The organism is Pontibacillus sp. ALD_SL1 (assembly GCF_017355605.1).
Genome location: NZ_CP062974.1, coordinates 1,179,891 through 1,196,647 on the forward strand (window position 1 = coordinate 1,179,891; position 16,757 = coordinate 1,196,647).

Here is a 16,757-nt window from a genome sequence, read left to right on the forward strand (position 1 = left end):
TATCAAACATTAAACGCCGAACACTTCAGCGAGATGCTGGCGAAGTTCTGTCATATACGTATCAATGTCAGGGTTTTTAATGACATCAAAGGCACCGAAACTTTTCAGTGGTTCCATACCAACATATTTTTGTGTGTTATGAAGGTGGTCAATGGCTCCTTCAAGATCTTGCCCTTTAAAGAACTCTTCGCTATTGCTGAACGCTTCTTTTGGAGCATTCCAGGTTGTTGAGAACATGTACTTTCTTCCTGGCATAAGTCCACCGTCTCCGTATTTTTCTCCACCTCCAAAGAAAACGCCTGGTTCATAAATGGAATCAATATATGTCTTAGTCCCGCCCGGAAGACTGAACCAGTACATGGGGGTTTGGAAAACGATGGTATCTGCCCACTTGAATTTTTCTTGCTCTTCTTTTACATCATATCCTTCACTTACAATCGTTGTTTGAACGTCATATTTTGTGGAGAGCTTGGTTACAATTTCATCGAAAAGCGTTTTATTTAGACGGCCCTCAGCAATTGGGTATGGTTCGTGACCATTGATAACTAGAATATTATTCATGATTAACATCCTTTGTTTAATAGTTTTATTGTTCGAAAACCATCGAACTGTTTTAAACTATAGCACCTCGGTTAGTGGAATGCAAACAAAAAAAGAGAACCGCCTAAAAAGGGGGTTCTCAAGTCACGCTACAAATCTTCTTCATTTACTTTTCCGATCGCATCGAGTAATCCAGGGAATTTCCCTTCGATTTCTTCCGTTCGTATGGAGTAAAAATGCTCCTTTCCTACAATCCTGGCCTGGATTAAACCAGCTTCTCGTAATACTTTTATATGATGAGATACAGTTGACTTTGGTAATTGAAGTTGAAGCGTGTAGTGGGTACAGTTATTCTCATGTGTATCCCGCAGACATCGAACAATTTTTGCTCGGTTCGGTTCGCTAAGTGCCTGCAAAACTTTTGTAAGTGTAACACTTTCTATTGGTGGATGATAAGGTATTTTCATACATCATATTGTATCGATTATTGACTCCTGAGGCAAGGTAACGGGTTTATTATCGTGAGCCCCTTTAAAGCTGTAGATATGATTGTGAGTACGACTTGTTATGGAAGGTGATTAACTTGTTAAAAACTGTCCTCTTAAGGAATAATACTCAACAGATAAGGGTATTCCCTTACATAAACCATTGTAGGAGGGAATACCGGTGCCAAAAGCATTATCAGGAAAGATTTCATTATTTATGTTAGCCATATTTGTAGGGCAGTTGCTTGCTCTTATTATTGTAGGTTCTATGGAGGGACTGTTAACGATTGTGACCTTCTCTCATTTAACACGATATACAGCCATTATTGGCCTTGTTGTTGGGGGTGTGGGAGTAATCCAAGAGAAAGGGAAAGGCAAGATTACTCCTATTTTGACACTTCTATTAAGTGTAGGCTTAGCTGCCTTTAATGGTTATCTGATGTTTATTTGGGGATAGTGAGTTAAGCTTATAAAAGGTTAATAAAATTTTTAACTATTAAATTATTAAAAATCCTTTGACAATTCTAACTGCTCCTTGTAGTATATGGATTAACGAAAAACACATTTTAAAACAATCTTCTTATCCAGAGAGGTGGAGGGAATGGCCCTTTGAAACCTCGGCAACGGATTCTATTCGATTAGAACACCGTGCCAATTCCTTCAAGCTTAGGCTTGAAAGATGAGAAGAGACGGATCTACATATACGTAAATCCCCTCTTCTTATTATTTTAAGAAGAGGGGATTTTTTGTTTACCAGATGAGGAGGAAAAAGGGCATTTTTAGCTTATAAACCAAGTATTCAGATCTGTTTTAGTTTAATTAAAGGAGGCAAACAACATGATCGAGTTACATAATATTGAGAAAGTGTACAAGAAAAACGATCAAACCATTCGAGCAGTTGACGGCGTCAATGTATCAATTGATAAAGGAGCAATATACGGCGTCATTGGATTTAGTGGCGCGGGTAAGAGTACTCTTCTCCGATGCGTAAACCTAATTGAACGTCCAACATCAGGAGAAGTGAAGCTAGACGGTGAGGATCTGACTCAGTTACCAAAATCAAAACTACGAAAAGAGAGACGTCGCATTGGAATGATCTTTCAGCATTTTAACTTGTTAGAATCAAAAACCGTTTACCAAAACGTGGCCTTTCCACTTTTGCTCGATGGACAAAAAGGAAAGCAAGTGGAAGGAAAGGTGAAGGAGCTCCTCGAGTTTGTCGGGTTAGCAGATCAGGCAGGGAAATATCCGGAGGAGCTTTCTGGAGGGCAGAAGCAGCGAGTGGGTATTGCAAGAGCACTCGTTCGATCTCCTGAAGTGCTACTTTGCGATGAAGCCACTTCAGCTCTGGATCCTCAGACAACCGAGTCAATTTTAGACCTTTTGAAGCAAATTCGTGAAGAATACCATATTACCATTTTAATGATTACGCATGAGATGCAGGTCATTCGTGAGATTTGCGACCGTGTGGCTGTTATGGAAGCTGGAAAAGTGATTGAGGAAGGAACCGTCTTTGATATCTTCTCAAGTCCTGCGCACCAGACAACGAAGAATTTCGTCAGCTCGGTTATGAACGATAAGATTCCGGAATCAATTCTACAAGCCTTAGATAGTACCCGACACGTATACAGGGTGACGTTCTTAAGGGAACAAGCTTCAAAGCCAATCCTATACCGGGCTGCTACTCAGCATCAGGTTGAAGTGAACGTGTTATACGGGCAGATTACCGAACTGCAAGGCGAACCATTCGGGAGTCTGATCGTCGAATTTATTGGAGGAGAGAAAGAGATCTTTAAAGCTCTTCATTCTATCCAGCAATCTGTAACAGTGAAAGAGGTGACGCGAGATGCAAGTTGATTTAGCCACATTTTGGCCGAAGATTTTAGAAGCAACACAAGAGACAATCGTTATGGTAGCCATCGCTTTACTGTTTGCGGTTGTAATAGGTTTACCCCTTGGCATTTCTCTAGTCGTAACGAGAAAGAACGGACTTCTTGAAAACGGTCCTTTATTTAAAGTATTAAACGGTATAGTGAACTTCTTTCGTTCGATCCCGTTCATTATCTTATTAGTAGCAATCTTACCGATTACCCGTTTTATCGTAGGTACTTCAATCGGTACAGCAGCAGCCGTTGTGCCTCTTGTATTCTTCTCAGCCCCCTATATTGCCAGGCTTGTTGAGAGTAGTTTACTAGAAGTGAATCCAGGTGTTGTGGAAGCAGCAGAATCGATGGGGGCAACGCCTTGGCAAATCATTTACCGCGTCTTTTTACCAGAAGCATTAAGTTCTCTTGTTTTAAATATTACCATCGCAACCATTGGATTAGTTGGCGCATCAGCAATGGCTGGCTTTGTTGGAGGTGGTGGTCTTGGTGACTTGGCTATTTCATATGGGTATCAAAGATTTGAAACAAACGTCATGATTATAACCGTTATTTTATTGGTAGTCATTGTTCAAACGGTTCAAACGTTAGGAAATTACATTTCAAAAGCTGTACGCAGACGATAAAGGAGGAGATTACATATGAAGAAAAAAATCATTCTATTCATAGCACTATTAGCAACAGTAGGAGCCGCTCTAGCAGGGTGTGGTAGTACAGAGGCTCAAGGAGAAGGGGAGACAACGACCGTTAAGATCGGTTTAAATGGTTCTGGAGTTCCGTTATGGGAGCCGATTAAAGAAAAAGCTGCAGAAGAAGGCATCGAGATTGAACTTGTTGAGTTTTCGGATTATGTAAGACCAAACTTAGCTCTAGCTGATGGTGATATTGATTTAAATGCCTTCCAAACGGTGTCCTACTTCGATTCATTTATTGAAGAGCATGACCTTGATCTTGAACCAATTGGAACGACGCTTATTGCTCCTATGGGAGTTTACTCAGAAGAATACGATAATCTTGAGAATATTCCAGAAGGAAGCACCATCGCGATTCCAAAAGAGGCAACAAACATGGGGAGAGCACTTCTGTTACTTGAAAAGTCAGGTTTAATTGGACTTCCGGATGACTTCGATGGAAATGGTTCTTTAGACAAAATAAAAGAGAATCCAAAAAATATAGAATTCACACCAGTTGTTGCGGCTCAGACGCCTCGCGTGCTGCCGGATGTGGCTGCAAGTGTAATTAACAACGGAGTTGCTGTAGAAGCAGGCTTTGTACCGGTCGACGATGCGGTCTTCATTGAAGGAGATACTGCAACACCTTATATCAATATTATTGCGGCAAGAGCAGATGAAGCCGATAAAGAAGCGTATCAGAAGATTGTAGAAATCTATCAAACGGAAGAAATTGCAGAGCATATCCGTGAAACATACAACGATTCTCTAATTCCAACATTCGTACCACTAGAGAAAATTGGTTGGTAATTTCAAATAAGGAGTGAGTCGCATGAGTACTTTGGAAACAACATTAGAACAAGAAATCACGCGGTATGTGGATGGCCAAGCGGCGGTATACCTGGATGTAAGTCACCGAATCCATGAGAATCCAGAGATCGGTAATGAAGAGTATTACGCAAGCGAAACGTTATGTGGATTGCTAGAGCAAGAAGGATTTGAAGTTACCCGGGAAATCCCAGAACATGATACAGCTTTCATTGCCCGTAAAAAAGGGACGGAGAAGGGCCCTAAAATAGGGTTCCTTGCTGAGTATGATGCATTGCCTGGACTCGGTCATGCGTGCGGGCACAATATTATCGGCACAACGAGCGTTGCGGCAGCGATCTCGCTCAGTAAAGTTCTAGACCAAACTGGGGGTGAAGTCGTTGTACTTGGAACTCCTGCTGAAGAAGGGGGACCAAATGGCAGTGCCAAAGGGACATTTGTCAGGCACGGACTTGTTCAGGATTTAGATGCTTGCATGATGATTCATCCTTCAAATCAGACAAACGGAACATCAGAGTCCCTAGCAGTTGACCCGCTAGACTTTGAGTTCTTCGGTCAATCGGCTCACGCGGCTGCTAAACCAGAGTATGGAATCAACGCTTTAGATGGCGTGATCCAACTCTTTAATGGGGTAAATGCGATTCGTCAGCACGTTACAGACGATGTTCGCCTTCACGGAGTGATCTTAGACGGTGGAGTTGCACCGAACATAGTCCCAGATTACGCCAGAGCTCGCTTCTTCGTTCGAGCAGCCACCCGTGAAGCTTGTAATGAAGTAACAGCCAAAGTGAAACGGATCGCAGAAGGAGCAGCCCTCACAACCGGAGCAAGCGTTAAGGTAACACCTATTCAAAACGGAGTCGACAACCTTGTGTTAAATGAACGATTTGACTTCGTTTTCCGCGAGAAAGCTATAGCCCTTGGAGAGGATTACGTAAACGAGGGCCGCGAAGGAATTGGCTCTACGGACGCCGGTAACATTAGCCAAGTCGTCCCGACCATTCACCCTTATATAAAAATAGGCCCTTCTGACCTTGTTCCGCACACCGATGCCTTTAGAGAAGCGGCAAAATCAGAAGGAGGCGACCAAGCGCTCATTACCGGAGCGAAGGCACTAGCCTTAACAGGTTTGGATTTATTAACAGACCATAACTTGTTACAAGAAGTTATAGCAGAGTTTCAATCTAGACAGCGATAGGAAATAATCGCTTAAAACTTTAGTTGAGATAATGTTTCTATTAGCGTTTTGGGATAGTGTGATGGTAATGGAAATCACTCGCTTTTATGTGCCCCACACAATGTGGGACCGTTCGGCATTGAAAAAGCAGCCACCTGCAAATGCAGGTGGCTGCTTTTTCGTCATATTTTAGGCTCAAATAACACCCACACAACGAATGGTGTCTAATGACGTAGAAATATTACCGGGGAAATAGTCGAAACATGCAACCTATGACTCATATTGAATGAACAGCGTTTAGAGCTGACTGTTAGGGTGAAAAGAATAACTAACAAACAAAAGGAGGGACTTACCATGTTGCATAAACTAGTTGATAAAATCGTTGCTATTGTTACATTTATTCCAAGAATGCTTGGTCGTCTCATTAAGAAAATTGTCTAAAGGAATGGAATAGGGGGAAAGGAACGGTTTACTGCATAATAAGAGTAAATCGTGCCTTTCCCCCTATTTTTTATGCTGTGCTTCTTCTATTTTTAATAAGAAGAAGGACGAACAGTATGCTAGGTATGATCATTTGAAAGGGAACGTGTACATAAAGAGGAACAATATCCAACCCTTCCTTCATATGTTCGACGAAATTTGGACTAATTAGAATGGAGAGAATGACAACAAGAATGCCCATAAACCCAATTAATCCTTTACTCTGTGTTCTCGGAAGTCTAAACAAATATTGAAGCATGGCAATGGCCGCATAAAAGAAAATCGTAATCTTAAAAAAACCTGTAATGACCATAATAATGATGACGATTGGGTCCATTCGCTGTATAAATCCTTGTAAGTTAACGAGCGAAATGGTATCAAGGAGTGGTACGGCCGACCTCATAGCAATCGAAGGCCCCAAAACCATCAAGATTGTTACACTTATGATTAATAGGATCGTCCCGCTAATGAGTATACCCATTACTCCATACCGAAAGCTTTTTAACGGATGTTCCAGGTGGGGGAATATGATTGCAAAGACGATTAGTTCTCCAAAAGGGAATGTAACCCCCGTTGGGAAGACGAATGATAAAATTTCCCCTATATCTTGACTGAAAAAAGGCTGAAGGCGATGGATTTTAGGTAGGTCCATGATGAATACAAACATCAAGAATAGTCCTCCCATCAGTAATGCAAATGGGAGAAATAGTTCACCTGTTCTGGCAATAACCTCAACCCCGAGGAAACAAGCGAAACAAACGACAAACATAAATAAAAGGGAAACCGCTAATAAAGGTGTTTCATGCAAGATCGTTTGAGCGGTTAACATAGTAAAATCCCTTAACACACGTGCTGCTATATATAAGAAATATGCTATATACATCCATATTAATATATACCCTAAGTATGGGCCTGCCAACTTTTGAAGAACTTGTGGAAAAGGGGTGTCAGGATAAGCGGTAACGAATCGAGTGAATAGCCAGTAAAGCAAAATCCCTCCGATCATGCTCAGTAAGATAACCATCCAGGCATTTTGCTTCGCTTCAAATCCAAGACCCACGATGATAGAGCTTCCGAATTCAAACAGAATAACGAGCGACAACAATTGATAGCGTGTGATGGATTCTTTCATCGTGTGACTCCTTTCAATAGCGCTTGAGCATTTTTCTGATGAATGTTGCGATTGCAATAAGAAGGGGGTAAAGAACCCCAAACGTTGCTGAGTAATAGATCCAGGTCGTCTGATTCCATTCCGTTGCATAGATACTACTAGGGTAAACAATTAGCGATAGTGCAATGACGAAAACCCCTAATGGAAAGGTGAGAGATCTGTAGCTTTTCATCTTAAGAACTTGAGAGAGAGCGGTGACGGCGGCGTAAAAGTATAAAGATAATTTGAAAAAGATCGTCAATATCCAAGAGACAGCGATGATGACTTCGACTCTTTGAATCAAACCTTCTATGTTCAAGGTTTTTGCTAATACGTAGGTTGGATAGAGGTGGTGTGATGTGTACGCTACCCCTAATACAGAGGTAGTGATAAAGGTGGCTGCTAAAATGGTTAACATTCCAAGGATATAAGCTAGCGTTACTTTTCTAGCTACCTTCTTTTTATCTTGAACAAGTTTTGGATAGACCATAAATAAAACGACTAGGGGAAATGTTGATACACTAAGATCAAACCAAGCGCTTTTTGCAATCTCTTGCGTCCCCGTGTTAAAGAATGGCTTAATGTAGTTTAGGTCAATACTCGGTATACTGAATAAAAATATAACTAGCAATAATAGAGCCACATATGGAAAGAAAAGTTCGCTTACTCTGGCAATGGTCTCAATTCCTAAATAGACTCCATATATGACGACAAACATGAACAGCATATGAGTAAAGGGCTGAGGCGTTTCGTGTAACATTTGAGTGATCATAAAGTTACCAATCGTCCAGAGTACCGTTGCTGCGCTTACGAGTGCAAATAGTATGAATAAGAGTGAGAATACAGTTCCAACCCACTTGCCGAATAAGAGGCGATTCAAATCCACAATGTTCTGTTCCGGGTACCATATACTGATTAATAGGAAGAAGAGAATAAAAACTGAACCAATGATTATTGCCCCCACAACACTTAGCCAGGCACTTTCTTTGGCTACATATGCAAGGGTTGAAGGAGAGAGTAGAATTGAGGTACCGATTACAAATAGAAATAAAAACAGCAAAAACTGTCTCATATTAATTTCTTCTTTACCATTCATACCTACATACTCTCCTTTCCTCATTTGTGTTATCTGTATGCCCATCAAATTTATTGAAATAAGCTATGAACTGGATCATAAACAATCGAGATCCCATCTAGTGGATTCGGGACAGGGACTCCGAGTTGGAAAAGGATCAGTAAAGTTAACGAAAAAACCATCGTCCCTATATATATAAAGGAGTCTCGCTTGTGTGATTGCTTCCATAATCCGCTAATCTGAATCCAGCTGATCGTTACAATAACTCCATACAAGATCACCCACATCGTCTATTTCTCCTTTTCAAATTGATAAGGGTTGGAGATGGTTCCTGTTCGATTGATTTTAACGGTGGCTTTTACTGAAACTTCAACTTCAGGGAATCGGTCTTCCCAATCCTCTTTCACGGTATTCCAGTACTTCGGTTTTGTTCGATGGATGAGGTCACCCAATCCAAAAATGTCACTTTGGAAATCATCTTGAACATCAGAGACCGTGTCATTTAAAAGGGTGGAGAGTTGGTCGCTGAAGTTCTTTTCTAACCTTTTGATTGTGTCTACTTTCATTAGTTCTATTTGACATTCAACATCAGCAATATTTCCTTCAACGGACACGTTTACGTTAAATTGAGGCTCACCGTCTTTAATCGTTACGGTTTTGTCACTTGTTGCTTTCATAACCTCGAGCGTGATGCTACCTTCTTCATCTAAACACTTGAAATACTCAGCCGTATTCTTTACATTTCCTTCAATGTAATTGTAGCCAGTACTCTGGAGTTGATCCATCCAGCCAATTAACTGATCCCCTTTGAAAACACCAAGTGAATCAACACGAACATCTGTCGGGGCCCCAACATCTTCTACGTTACTAAGATTACTCCCTTTTTCGATATTACCGACATTGTATACACCGCTTATTACAGGCTCCTTTCCATCCTCAAGAATGGTTGAGATTAATTGCTGTATTTTCATAATGAGAGAAGGTGCCCAGTACTCGCTTGACGTTTCCATCGAGAAGTACATCTTGTTAGCGGGGATCTTCTCCATTGGAGTTAAGATCGTTAACAAATCGTGAGCCTCCATTCCCTTTGCCACAGCAATGTGAAAGTCCGTTCTTAGTTCGTGGTCCCTTGTCAGGAAGTCAAGTGTTTCGCTAATTCCTTCCCGCGCCAGTCTTTCTCCGAAAACCACTTTTCGAATATGAGACAAATACACTTTCCGGGGGGCTTTATCGGTCAAGCCTCTTAGGGCTTCAAACATGGAACGCCCTTCACTCGTATAAGTGGTCACAGCAGTTCTAGTGGAAATCGTTTTAGCTGCCACTTCTGCTGGGTTAATAATCTGGACGGTAAATTTATACCCATTATCTGTTTTATCAAGACCAATTCCTGTAGCGATAGCTAGTTCGTCCAGTTCTCTTTTACTCCAACAACCTGTCAAACTTATGAGTAAAAAGAGAAAAGTAAAGCATAAGAGAAACCATCGTCTTATCATGATGAATCACCCTTTTTTGGTGGTCGTGATGTTGGAGTTGGTTTATGCATGTCCTCTCGATCTATGTTCTTTTGGTTAATTAGGCGCTGGCGTGTAAATAGTCCCCAGCGTGGAAAGCGAAGTACGGTATCTTTCTGGTCGCTTGTAATGTATGGAGCTAAAGGACTTAAGTATGGAACGCCAAAAGATCGTAAGCTCGCAAGGTGCAAAGCAAGTACAATTAAACCTAGTAGAATTCCGAATAATCCAAACGTCGCGGCCAGAATCATAAATAGGAAGCGGAGCATGCGAATCGAGATTGCAAAATTAAAGCTTGGAGATACAAAGCTTGAGATCGCGGTCAGACTTACGACAATGATCATCGCGCTTGAAACAAGCCCGGCTTCTACCGCTGCTTGCCCTAGAACGAGTGCTCCTACAATTGAAATGGCCGACCCCACAGCTTTCGGCAGTCTTACTCCAGCTTCTCGTAAGATCTCGAAGGTGACTTCCATAATCAACGCTTCAACTAACGCAGGAAAGGGGACGCCTTCTCGTTGTGAAGATAAATTAATGAGCAGAGACGTTGGAATCATTTCCTGGTGATAGGTTGTAAGCGCAATGTAAGCAGAAGGCGTTAAAAGAGCTAGAAAGAAAGCGATAAAGCGTATGATGCGAACGAGTGTTGCAAAGTCTGAACGTTGATAATAGTCTTCTGGTGACTGAAAGAACTGCATAAATAGGGCAGGGACAAGTAAGACAAAAGGTGAACCATCTACGATGATGGCGACGCGACCTTCTAAGAGACCGGCTGCAATACTATCAGGGCGTTCTGAATTGTATACAGTTGGGAAAGGGGTATACGTCTCATCCTGGATTAGTTCCTCCACATACCCGCTGTCTAATAAGGAGTCTATATTGATCTGGTTTAATCGTTTATGTACCTCTTTAACGATTTTGTCGTTCGCAATGCCATTCATGTAAACAACGGCAACATCGGTTTTAGTCTTAGATCCGATGGCTTGCGTTGTAATCCATAGGTTAGGGTCTTTAATCTTGCGACGCAGTAGAGCAGTATTGGTTCTTAACGTTTCTGTAAATCCATCTTTAGGACCTCGAACAACAGCTTGGGTGCTTGGTTCTTCCACACCGCGGTCCTGCCATCCGCGGGTACTCACACATAAAGCCTTTGTTTCATCTTCTAAAAATAAAACCGTATCTCCGGATAGCACATGGAGGAGGACGTCATCTAAGGTATCAAGTTCGTCGAGTTCTCCTGCAGTTAAAACATGATCTCGAACAGTATAATACATGCCTTTTTCTAAAGCTTGCTTACTTAATTGGGTTTGACGAACGTCAGACATGAGCGTTTCTAAAAGAGATTCATGGACTGTACTTTCATTAACAAGTCCATCCGTATAAACGACCGCCATTTTTACCGTTCGTTTTTCTCCTATCTTGAACTTACGTATAACAAGATCCGTACTCTCACCCAAAGAATTCTTAATGAAGGTAAGGTTTTGAGGAAGATCTTTATCAATCTGCGTAGGGCGCTCCTCAGCTTGTTCACTATTCTCTTTTTTCGTAAATAAACGAAATAACTTTTTCATAACCATCCCTCATAAAAGGCTGACTTATTAAACACTTTGGTGAAGTGAAGGACTGAAGGGTGTCAGGCATCCTTCAGTGCATTAAAGTGACACAAGGTGCCAGACACCCTTTAGTACTTTGAAGGGTAACAGGGTGTCTGGCACGCTTTAGTTGGCTGAAGCGCCAGGATAAACGGACGCTTCTGCTTTTCTTGATCTAGCTCCAGCGCCCAGATTCTCGCGACATAAGTCAGACCACTCTGTGGCAAAGGTCGCCACGACGTGTTCTGTCTTATGCGTGTCGAATCTACCCAGGGCGCTTCTGCTTTTCTTGATCTAGCTCCAGCGCCCAGATTCTCGCGACATAAGTCAGACCACTCTGTGGCAAAGGTCGCCACGACGTGTTCTGTCTTATGCGTGTCGAATCTACCCAGGGCGCTTCTGCTTTTCTTGATCTAGCTCCAGCGCCCAGATTCTCGCGACATAAGTCAGACCACTCTGTGGCAAAGGTCGCCACGGCGTGTTCTGTCTTATGCGTGTCGAATCTACCCAGGGCGCTTCTGCTTTTCTTGTTAGCTTCTACATTGTTTGGTAATTCATACATATTGCCAGAGATTATCTTTGAATCGAGATAGGGAAGGGGTTTCTGCGTGATTGGGGGAGGGGAATATGGTAAAGTGGGAGGGGACTAGAGGAAAGGATGATTGGATGTACGGTTTAGAAGAGAAACGTCAACAAGTGTTAGACTATTTAAATAGCCTGTCAGATGAACAAGCATCACAAAAGCCGGATGAGAATACTTGGTCCGTGCTTGAGGTAGCGGAACACCTTTATTTAATGGAAGGGTTCATCATCCAGAAGATTGATAAAACGATCCGCGGTGGTGAGCGGGTTGAGACGACTAAGAAGCCGATCCATCATACACCTGATCGTTCCCACAAAGTCGACGCACCTGAAGGCTTGAAGCCTAAGGGAGATTTCAAAACCATTCAAGATGCGCTTGAGGGGTTGAAGCGATCTCGCGAAGCCACGTTATTCCTCCTTCACAACAAAGAAGAGGAAACCCTTCAAAGCTATTCCTTCCCGCATCCTGTATTTGGGGATATGTCACTTGAGCAGTGGGCCGAGTTTATCGGTTGGCATGAGCTTCGTCATCTTGATCAAATGAAAGAAACAGTTGAGCAGAATAAATAGAATTTTCGGGGAAAACCCGGGGCTATTGGTCCCGGGTTTTCTAGTGCTATGGATGGATTTTGTTAGATTCGTTTCACCATAAATTGACTAGGAAACACAATCATTTTTATACTTATCATAGAAGGGAATGAATGTTCATTCCGCTTGGGATGTAATGGAGGGAACCATCATGGAAACAGTGACGAACAAACGTGAAGATATTTTAGACGCAGCTCTTGTGCTTTTTGCGGAACGAGGCTTTGATGCGACAACCATTCCAATGATTGCAACAAGAGCCAATGTTGGAGCGGGTACGATTTACCGCTATTTTGTGAACAAAGAAACACTAATGAACCAGCTTTTCAGACAGTACGTAACACGATTCCTCGAGACTTTACGAAATGGTTTTCCGAGTAACGGAACATGTAGGCAACAGTTCAGTCATATATTTAACAGTATGGTTCGCTTCACGCTCGATAACGAACATGCGCTATATTTTATTAAAACGCACAACCGACCTCGTGTGCTCGATGAGGAAAGTTTAGCCTTATATCAAGAGCTATTAGACTTTACGCGTGACTTTTTCGAAGCGGGTAAAGAAGCGAATGAAATTCGGAAGATGCCTGCCAATGCACTAATTGCCATTGTATTTGGTGCGTTTATTCAACTACATCAACTTGTGCGTGAAGGTGCAGTGGATGAAACGAGAGAGTTGTTACGAGACTATGAAGAAAGTTGCTGGGATGCAGTTAGAGCTCATTAATGGCTCTAAACTGCACTTTACCGAAAACGGAATGAATATTCATTCCGCATTACATCCAATATTACCTCTTTTACACCTATGTTTCCTATTAATTTATATAAGAAGGAATGATCGAGTATGACAAATGCTAGACAGATTCCATCCCCGAAGACGTATGGACCGCTCGGGAGTCTACCACTAATTGATAAAGAAAAAATGATGCAATCCTTTATGAAACTTGCTGACGAATACGGGCCGATCTTTCAGTTTCAGTTTCCAGGCCGTGTAAGTACGATTGTATCGAGTCATGCTTTCGTTTCAGAAGTTAGCGATGAGTCAAGATTTGATAAAACCGTTGGACCAGCCTTACAAAATGTAAAAGCTTTTGGTGGGGATGGATTATTCACAAGTGAAACGTCAGAGCCAAATTGGAAGAAAGCTCATAACATCTTACTTCCAAGCTTCAGTCAGCAGGCGATGAAAGGCTATCATGATAAGATGGCTGATATTGCTGTGCAGCTTGTGCAGAAATGGTCACGTCTAAATGATCACGAAAGTATTCAAGTGACAGACGACATGACACGACTTACTCTTGATACCATCGGATTATGTGGATTTAATTACAGATTTAACAGCTTCTATCGGGAAGAACTTCATCCCTTTGTGCAGAATATGGTTCGAGGGTTAGATGAGGCTATGAATCAACTGCAACGCGTAGGACTGCAGGATAAATTGATGCTTCGAAAAAAACGTCAGTTCCAGCAAGATATTCAAGGTATGTTCACACTTGTTGATCAGCTGATCCAAGATCGTAAAGAACAGGGAGACCGAGGCGAAGACGATCTCCTTTCTCATATGTTAAAAGGCCGTGACCCTGAGACAGGGGAAAAGCTAAGTGACGAGAACATCCGCTTTCAGATTATTACGTTCTTAATTGCGGGCCACGAAACGACGAGTGGTCTACTATCGTTTGCCCTTCATTACTTAATGAAGAATCCGGATGTCCTAAAAAAAGCATATAAAGAAGTGGACGAAGTTCTAGGTGACAGCGGCGTGCCGTCTTATAAACAAACAAAGCAGCTTAAATATGTACGCATGATTTTAAATGAAGCGCTTCGCTTATGGCCAACAGCACCTGCATTCGGCCTTCATGCGAAAGAAGATACCGTCATCGGGGGAGATATTCCGATTGAACAAGGTCAAACAGTTATGGTGCTTCTACCTCAGCTACACCGAGATCCCGCCGTTTGGGGAGAAGATGTGGAAGCCTTTAAGCCAGAGCGCTTTGAGGACATGAAATCCATTCCACAGCATGCGTTTAAACCATTCGGAAATGGCCAGCGCGCGTGTATCGGTCAGCAGTTCGCCATGCACGAAGCGACGCTTGTGTTAGGGATGCTTTTACAGAACTTCAGGTTCATCGATCATGACAACTACCAGTTAGACGTAAAAGAAACCCTAACCCTAAAACCTGAAGGCTTAACGATGAGAGTCCAACCACGCCGTTCCCAAATGGCCTTTCAAATGACAGCGCCTCAGCAGGAAAGTGATCAAAAAGAAAGTAAAAAAGAAGCTACTGTTCCAAAACACGGTACGCCACTTCTTCTTTTATATGGTTCGAATTTAGGAACGGCAAAAGGTGTTGCTCGTGAATTGGCTGAGATCGGAGAAGCGAAAGGGTTCTCAACTCATATTGCCTCCCTTGATGAATACGCAGGGCTCATGCCTTTAGAAGGAGCAATGATTATCGTTTCAGCTTCTTATAACGGAAACCCAACAGACAATGCCCACGAGTTCGTTGCTTGGCTCGATTCAGCAGGTGACAATGAGCTCCAAGGTGTTCATTATGCAGTGTTTGGTTGTGGTGACCGTAACTGGGCGAGTACGTATCAAAGCATACCGAAGCTTATTGATGAGCAGATGACTAATAAAGGAGCCACATCCATCGCCTTCCGTGGTGAAGGGGATGCGAGTGATGACTTCGAAGGCCAGTATGAAGCATGGGAAGAAGAATTGTGGAGGAAGCTTGCTGAAACTTTTGATCTCGATCTTAAAGGGGATACAGGCCAAACTGCCAATGCCTTAACGGTTGAATTTGTCGATGGCGTTACGAGTACACCTCTTGCAAAAGACCACAAAGCCTTCACGGCACGTGTCTCTCAAAATAAAGAGTTGCAAGGGGAAACAAGTGACCGAAGTACACGTCATTTGGATATCAAGTTGCCAGTGGGCGTCTCTTATAAAGAGGGCGATCATCTTGGAATCATCCCGCAAAACAATCAAGAGCTAGTTGACCGCGTCCTTCGCCGTTTCTCTCTTAATGGCAATCGGTATATGGTCTTAAGCGGAAGCGGTGGCAAGACCGCTCATCTTCCATTAGATCATCCTGTTAGTATTTCTGACTTAATGACGCACTACGTGGAACTACAAGAACCAGCAACCCGTGCTCAAATTCGTGAACTAGCGTCAAACACAACGTGCCCTCCTCACAAAGTGGAGCTTGAAGATCTCTTACAAGATGAAGTGTATAAAACAGAAGTGCTCGCTAAGCGCGCAACAATGCTTCAGTTACTTGAAAAATATATGGCCTGTGAACTTCCGTTTGATCGCTTCGTTGCCTTATTGCCACCACTAAAAGCTCGCTATTATTCCATTTCGAGCTCGCCTAGTGTGCAAGAGGCGGCACCGAGCATCACCGTGAGTATTGTACGCGGACCTTCCTGGAGTGGGGACGGAGAGTACAAAGGAGTGGCAAGTAATTATCTTGCTTCCTTAGAACCAGGTGACGAGGTAGCTTGCTTCATTAGCACGCCTCAGTCGAACTTCCAGCTTCCTGAATCGAGTGAAACGCCAATGATCCTAATCGGACCAGGTACAGGTGTGGCGCCATATCGCGGCTTCTTGCAAGCTCGTAAGGCTCTCAAGGAATCAGGTCATAAGCTTGGCGAAGCGCACCTTTACTTCGGCTGCCGTCATCCTGAACAAGACTATTTATATCAAGGTGAGCTTGAATCTTATCAGGACGAGGGACTCGTTACCCTTCACACCGCTTTCTCTCGTTTATCAGGTGAAGAAAAAACGTATGTGCAAGATTTACTTCGTGAAGATCGTGAGCATGTTATTGAACTCTTAGAAAGGGGCGCTCGTCTTTACGTGTGCGGCGACGGGAGCCAGATGGCGCCTGCTGTTGAAGAAGTCTTAATGGAAAGTTACGAAGTTATTCATTCTGTTACTCGTGAAGAAGCATCAGAGTGGTTAGATGGTTTACAGCAAAAAGGGATTTATGCAAAAGATGTTTGGGCTGGAAAAGCTGAGAGCGGAACCGATTGAGGTTCCGCTCTTTTTTGTTTGTGGGACTTTTTATGAAAGATGGGGGGCGGAGGAAGAGAGGGAACTTACGAAAGAGAGAGGAGAAGTTACCAAAGAGGGCGGGAACTTACGAAAGGGAGAGGAGAACTTACCAAAGAGAGAGGGGAACTTACGAAAGGGAGA

General features: G+C 42.7%; 15 protein-coding genes and 1 riboswitch. Of the genes, 8 read left to right on the forward strand and 7 right to left on the reverse strand.

Annotated features, from left to right (window positions below; translation table 11 throughout):
• Positions 1–9: 9 nt before the first annotated feature.
• A complete protein-coding gene (locus IMZ31_RS05925; RefSeq protein ID WP_207529644.1) occupies positions 10–561 on the reverse strand; it encodes an NAD(P)H-dependent oxidoreductase in 552 nt (183 codons plus the stop codon).
• A gap of 128 nt (positions 562–689) precedes the next feature.
• Positions 690–1,007: an ArsR/SmtB family transcription factor gene (locus tag IMZ31_RS05930; RefSeq protein ID WP_207529645.1), complete on the reverse strand. Its 318-nt coding sequence runs from the start codon at positions 1,005–1,007 to the stop codon at positions 690–692.
• A 199-nt stretch (positions 1,008–1,206) separates the two neighbouring features.
• Here IMZ31_RS05930 and IMZ31_RS05935 point away from each other — a divergent pair, with 199 nt between their 5' ends.
• The 5 genes from IMZ31_RS05935 (at position 1,207) to IMZ31_RS05955 (ending at position 5,605) form a co-directional block, all read left to right on the forward strand.
• Positions 1,207–1,482, forward strand: a complete 276-nt coding sequence (locus tag IMZ31_RS05935; RefSeq protein ID WP_207529646.1) for a hypothetical protein — start codon at positions 1,207–1,209, stop codon at positions 1,480–1,482.
• 120 nt (positions 1,483–1,602) lie between these two features.
• Positions 1,603–1,711, forward strand: a riboswitch (SAM riboswitch).
• A 151-nt stretch (positions 1,712–1,862) separates the two neighbouring features.
• Complete coding sequence (locus IMZ31_RS05940; RefSeq protein WP_207529647.1) at positions 1,863–2,882, forward strand: methionine ABC transporter ATP-binding protein; 1,020 nt, start codon at positions 1,863–1,865, stop codon at positions 2,880–2,882.
• Complete coding sequence (locus IMZ31_RS05945) at positions 2,872–3,534, forward strand: methionine ABC transporter permease (protein ID WP_207529648.1); 663 nt, start codon at positions 2,872–2,874, stop codon at positions 3,532–3,534. Before IMZ31_RS05940 ends, IMZ31_RS05945 begins: the two co-directional genes overlap by 11 nt.
• Positions 3,535–3,549: 15 nt before the next feature.
• Positions 3,550–4,389, forward strand: a complete 840-nt coding sequence (locus tag IMZ31_RS05950) for a MetQ/NlpA family ABC transporter substrate-binding protein (protein WP_207529649.1) — start codon at positions 3,550–3,552, stop codon at positions 4,387–4,389.
• A gap of 22 nt (positions 4,390–4,411) precedes the next feature.
• Positions 4,412–5,605, forward strand: coding sequence for a M20 family metallopeptidase (locus IMZ31_RS05955; RefSeq protein ID WP_207529650.1), 1,194 nt, complete (start codon positions 4,412–4,414; stop codon positions 5,603–5,605).
• A 490-nt stretch (positions 5,606–6,095) separates the two neighbouring features.
• On the opposite strand, the gene IMZ31_RS05960 is transcribed toward IMZ31_RS05955, so the two are convergent.
• The 5 genes from IMZ31_RS05960 to IMZ31_RS05980 are packed head-to-tail and all read right to left on the reverse strand — an operon-like array spanning position 6,096 to position 11,371.
• Positions 6,096–7,196, reverse strand: a complete 1,101-nt coding sequence (locus IMZ31_RS05960) for a GerAB/ArcD/ProY family transporter (RefSeq protein WP_207529651.1) — start codon at positions 7,194–7,196, stop codon at positions 6,096–6,098.
• A 13-nt stretch (positions 7,197–7,209) separates the two neighbouring features.
• Positions 7,210–8,310 carry a GerAB/ArcD/ProY family transporter gene (locus IMZ31_RS05965; protein WP_207529652.1) on the reverse strand — a complete coding sequence of 367 codons (1,101 nt, stop codon included), beginning with the start codon at positions 8,308–8,310 and terminating at the stop codon, positions 7,210–7,212.
• A 50-nt stretch (positions 8,311–8,360) separates the two neighbouring features.
• Positions 8,361–8,576, reverse strand: coding sequence for a hypothetical protein (locus IMZ31_RS05970; RefSeq protein ID WP_207529653.1), 216 nt, complete (start codon positions 8,574–8,576; stop codon positions 8,361–8,363).
• A 3-nt stretch (positions 8,577–8,579) separates the two neighbouring features.
• Positions 8,580–9,782, reverse strand: coding sequence for a Ger(x)C family spore germination protein (locus IMZ31_RS05975; protein WP_207529654.1), 1,203 nt, complete (start codon positions 9,780–9,782; stop codon positions 8,580–8,582).
• A complete protein-coding gene (locus IMZ31_RS05980) occupies positions 9,779–11,371 on the reverse strand; it encodes a spore germination protein (RefSeq protein ID WP_242705653.1) in 1,593 nt (530 codons plus the stop codon). Before IMZ31_RS05980 ends, IMZ31_RS05975 begins: the two co-directional genes overlap by 4 nt.
• A 648-nt stretch (positions 11,372–12,019) precedes the next feature.
• Between IMZ31_RS05980 and IMZ31_RS05985 the strand changes: the two genes are divergently transcribed.
• The 3 genes from IMZ31_RS05985 (at position 12,020) to IMZ31_RS05995 (ending at position 16,595) form a co-directional block, all read left to right on the forward strand.
• Positions 12,020–12,544 carry a DinB family protein gene (locus IMZ31_RS05985; protein WP_242705654.1) on the forward strand — a complete coding sequence of 175 codons (525 nt, stop codon included), beginning with the start codon at positions 12,020–12,022 and terminating at the stop codon, positions 12,542–12,544.
• Between the two features lie 169 nt (positions 12,545–12,713).
• Positions 12,714–13,286 carry a TetR/AcrR family transcriptional regulator gene (locus tag IMZ31_RS05990; RefSeq protein WP_207529656.1) on the forward strand — a complete coding sequence of 191 codons (573 nt, stop codon included), beginning with the start codon at positions 12,714–12,716 and terminating at the stop codon, positions 13,284–13,286.
• Between the two features lie 117 nt (positions 13,287–13,403).
• A complete protein-coding gene (locus tag IMZ31_RS05995; protein ID WP_207529657.1) occupies positions 13,404–16,595 on the forward strand; it encodes a bifunctional cytochrome P450/NADPH--P450 reductase in 3,192 nt (1,063 codons plus the stop codon).
• The last annotated feature ends 162 nt before the right edge of the window (positions 16,596–16,757 follow it).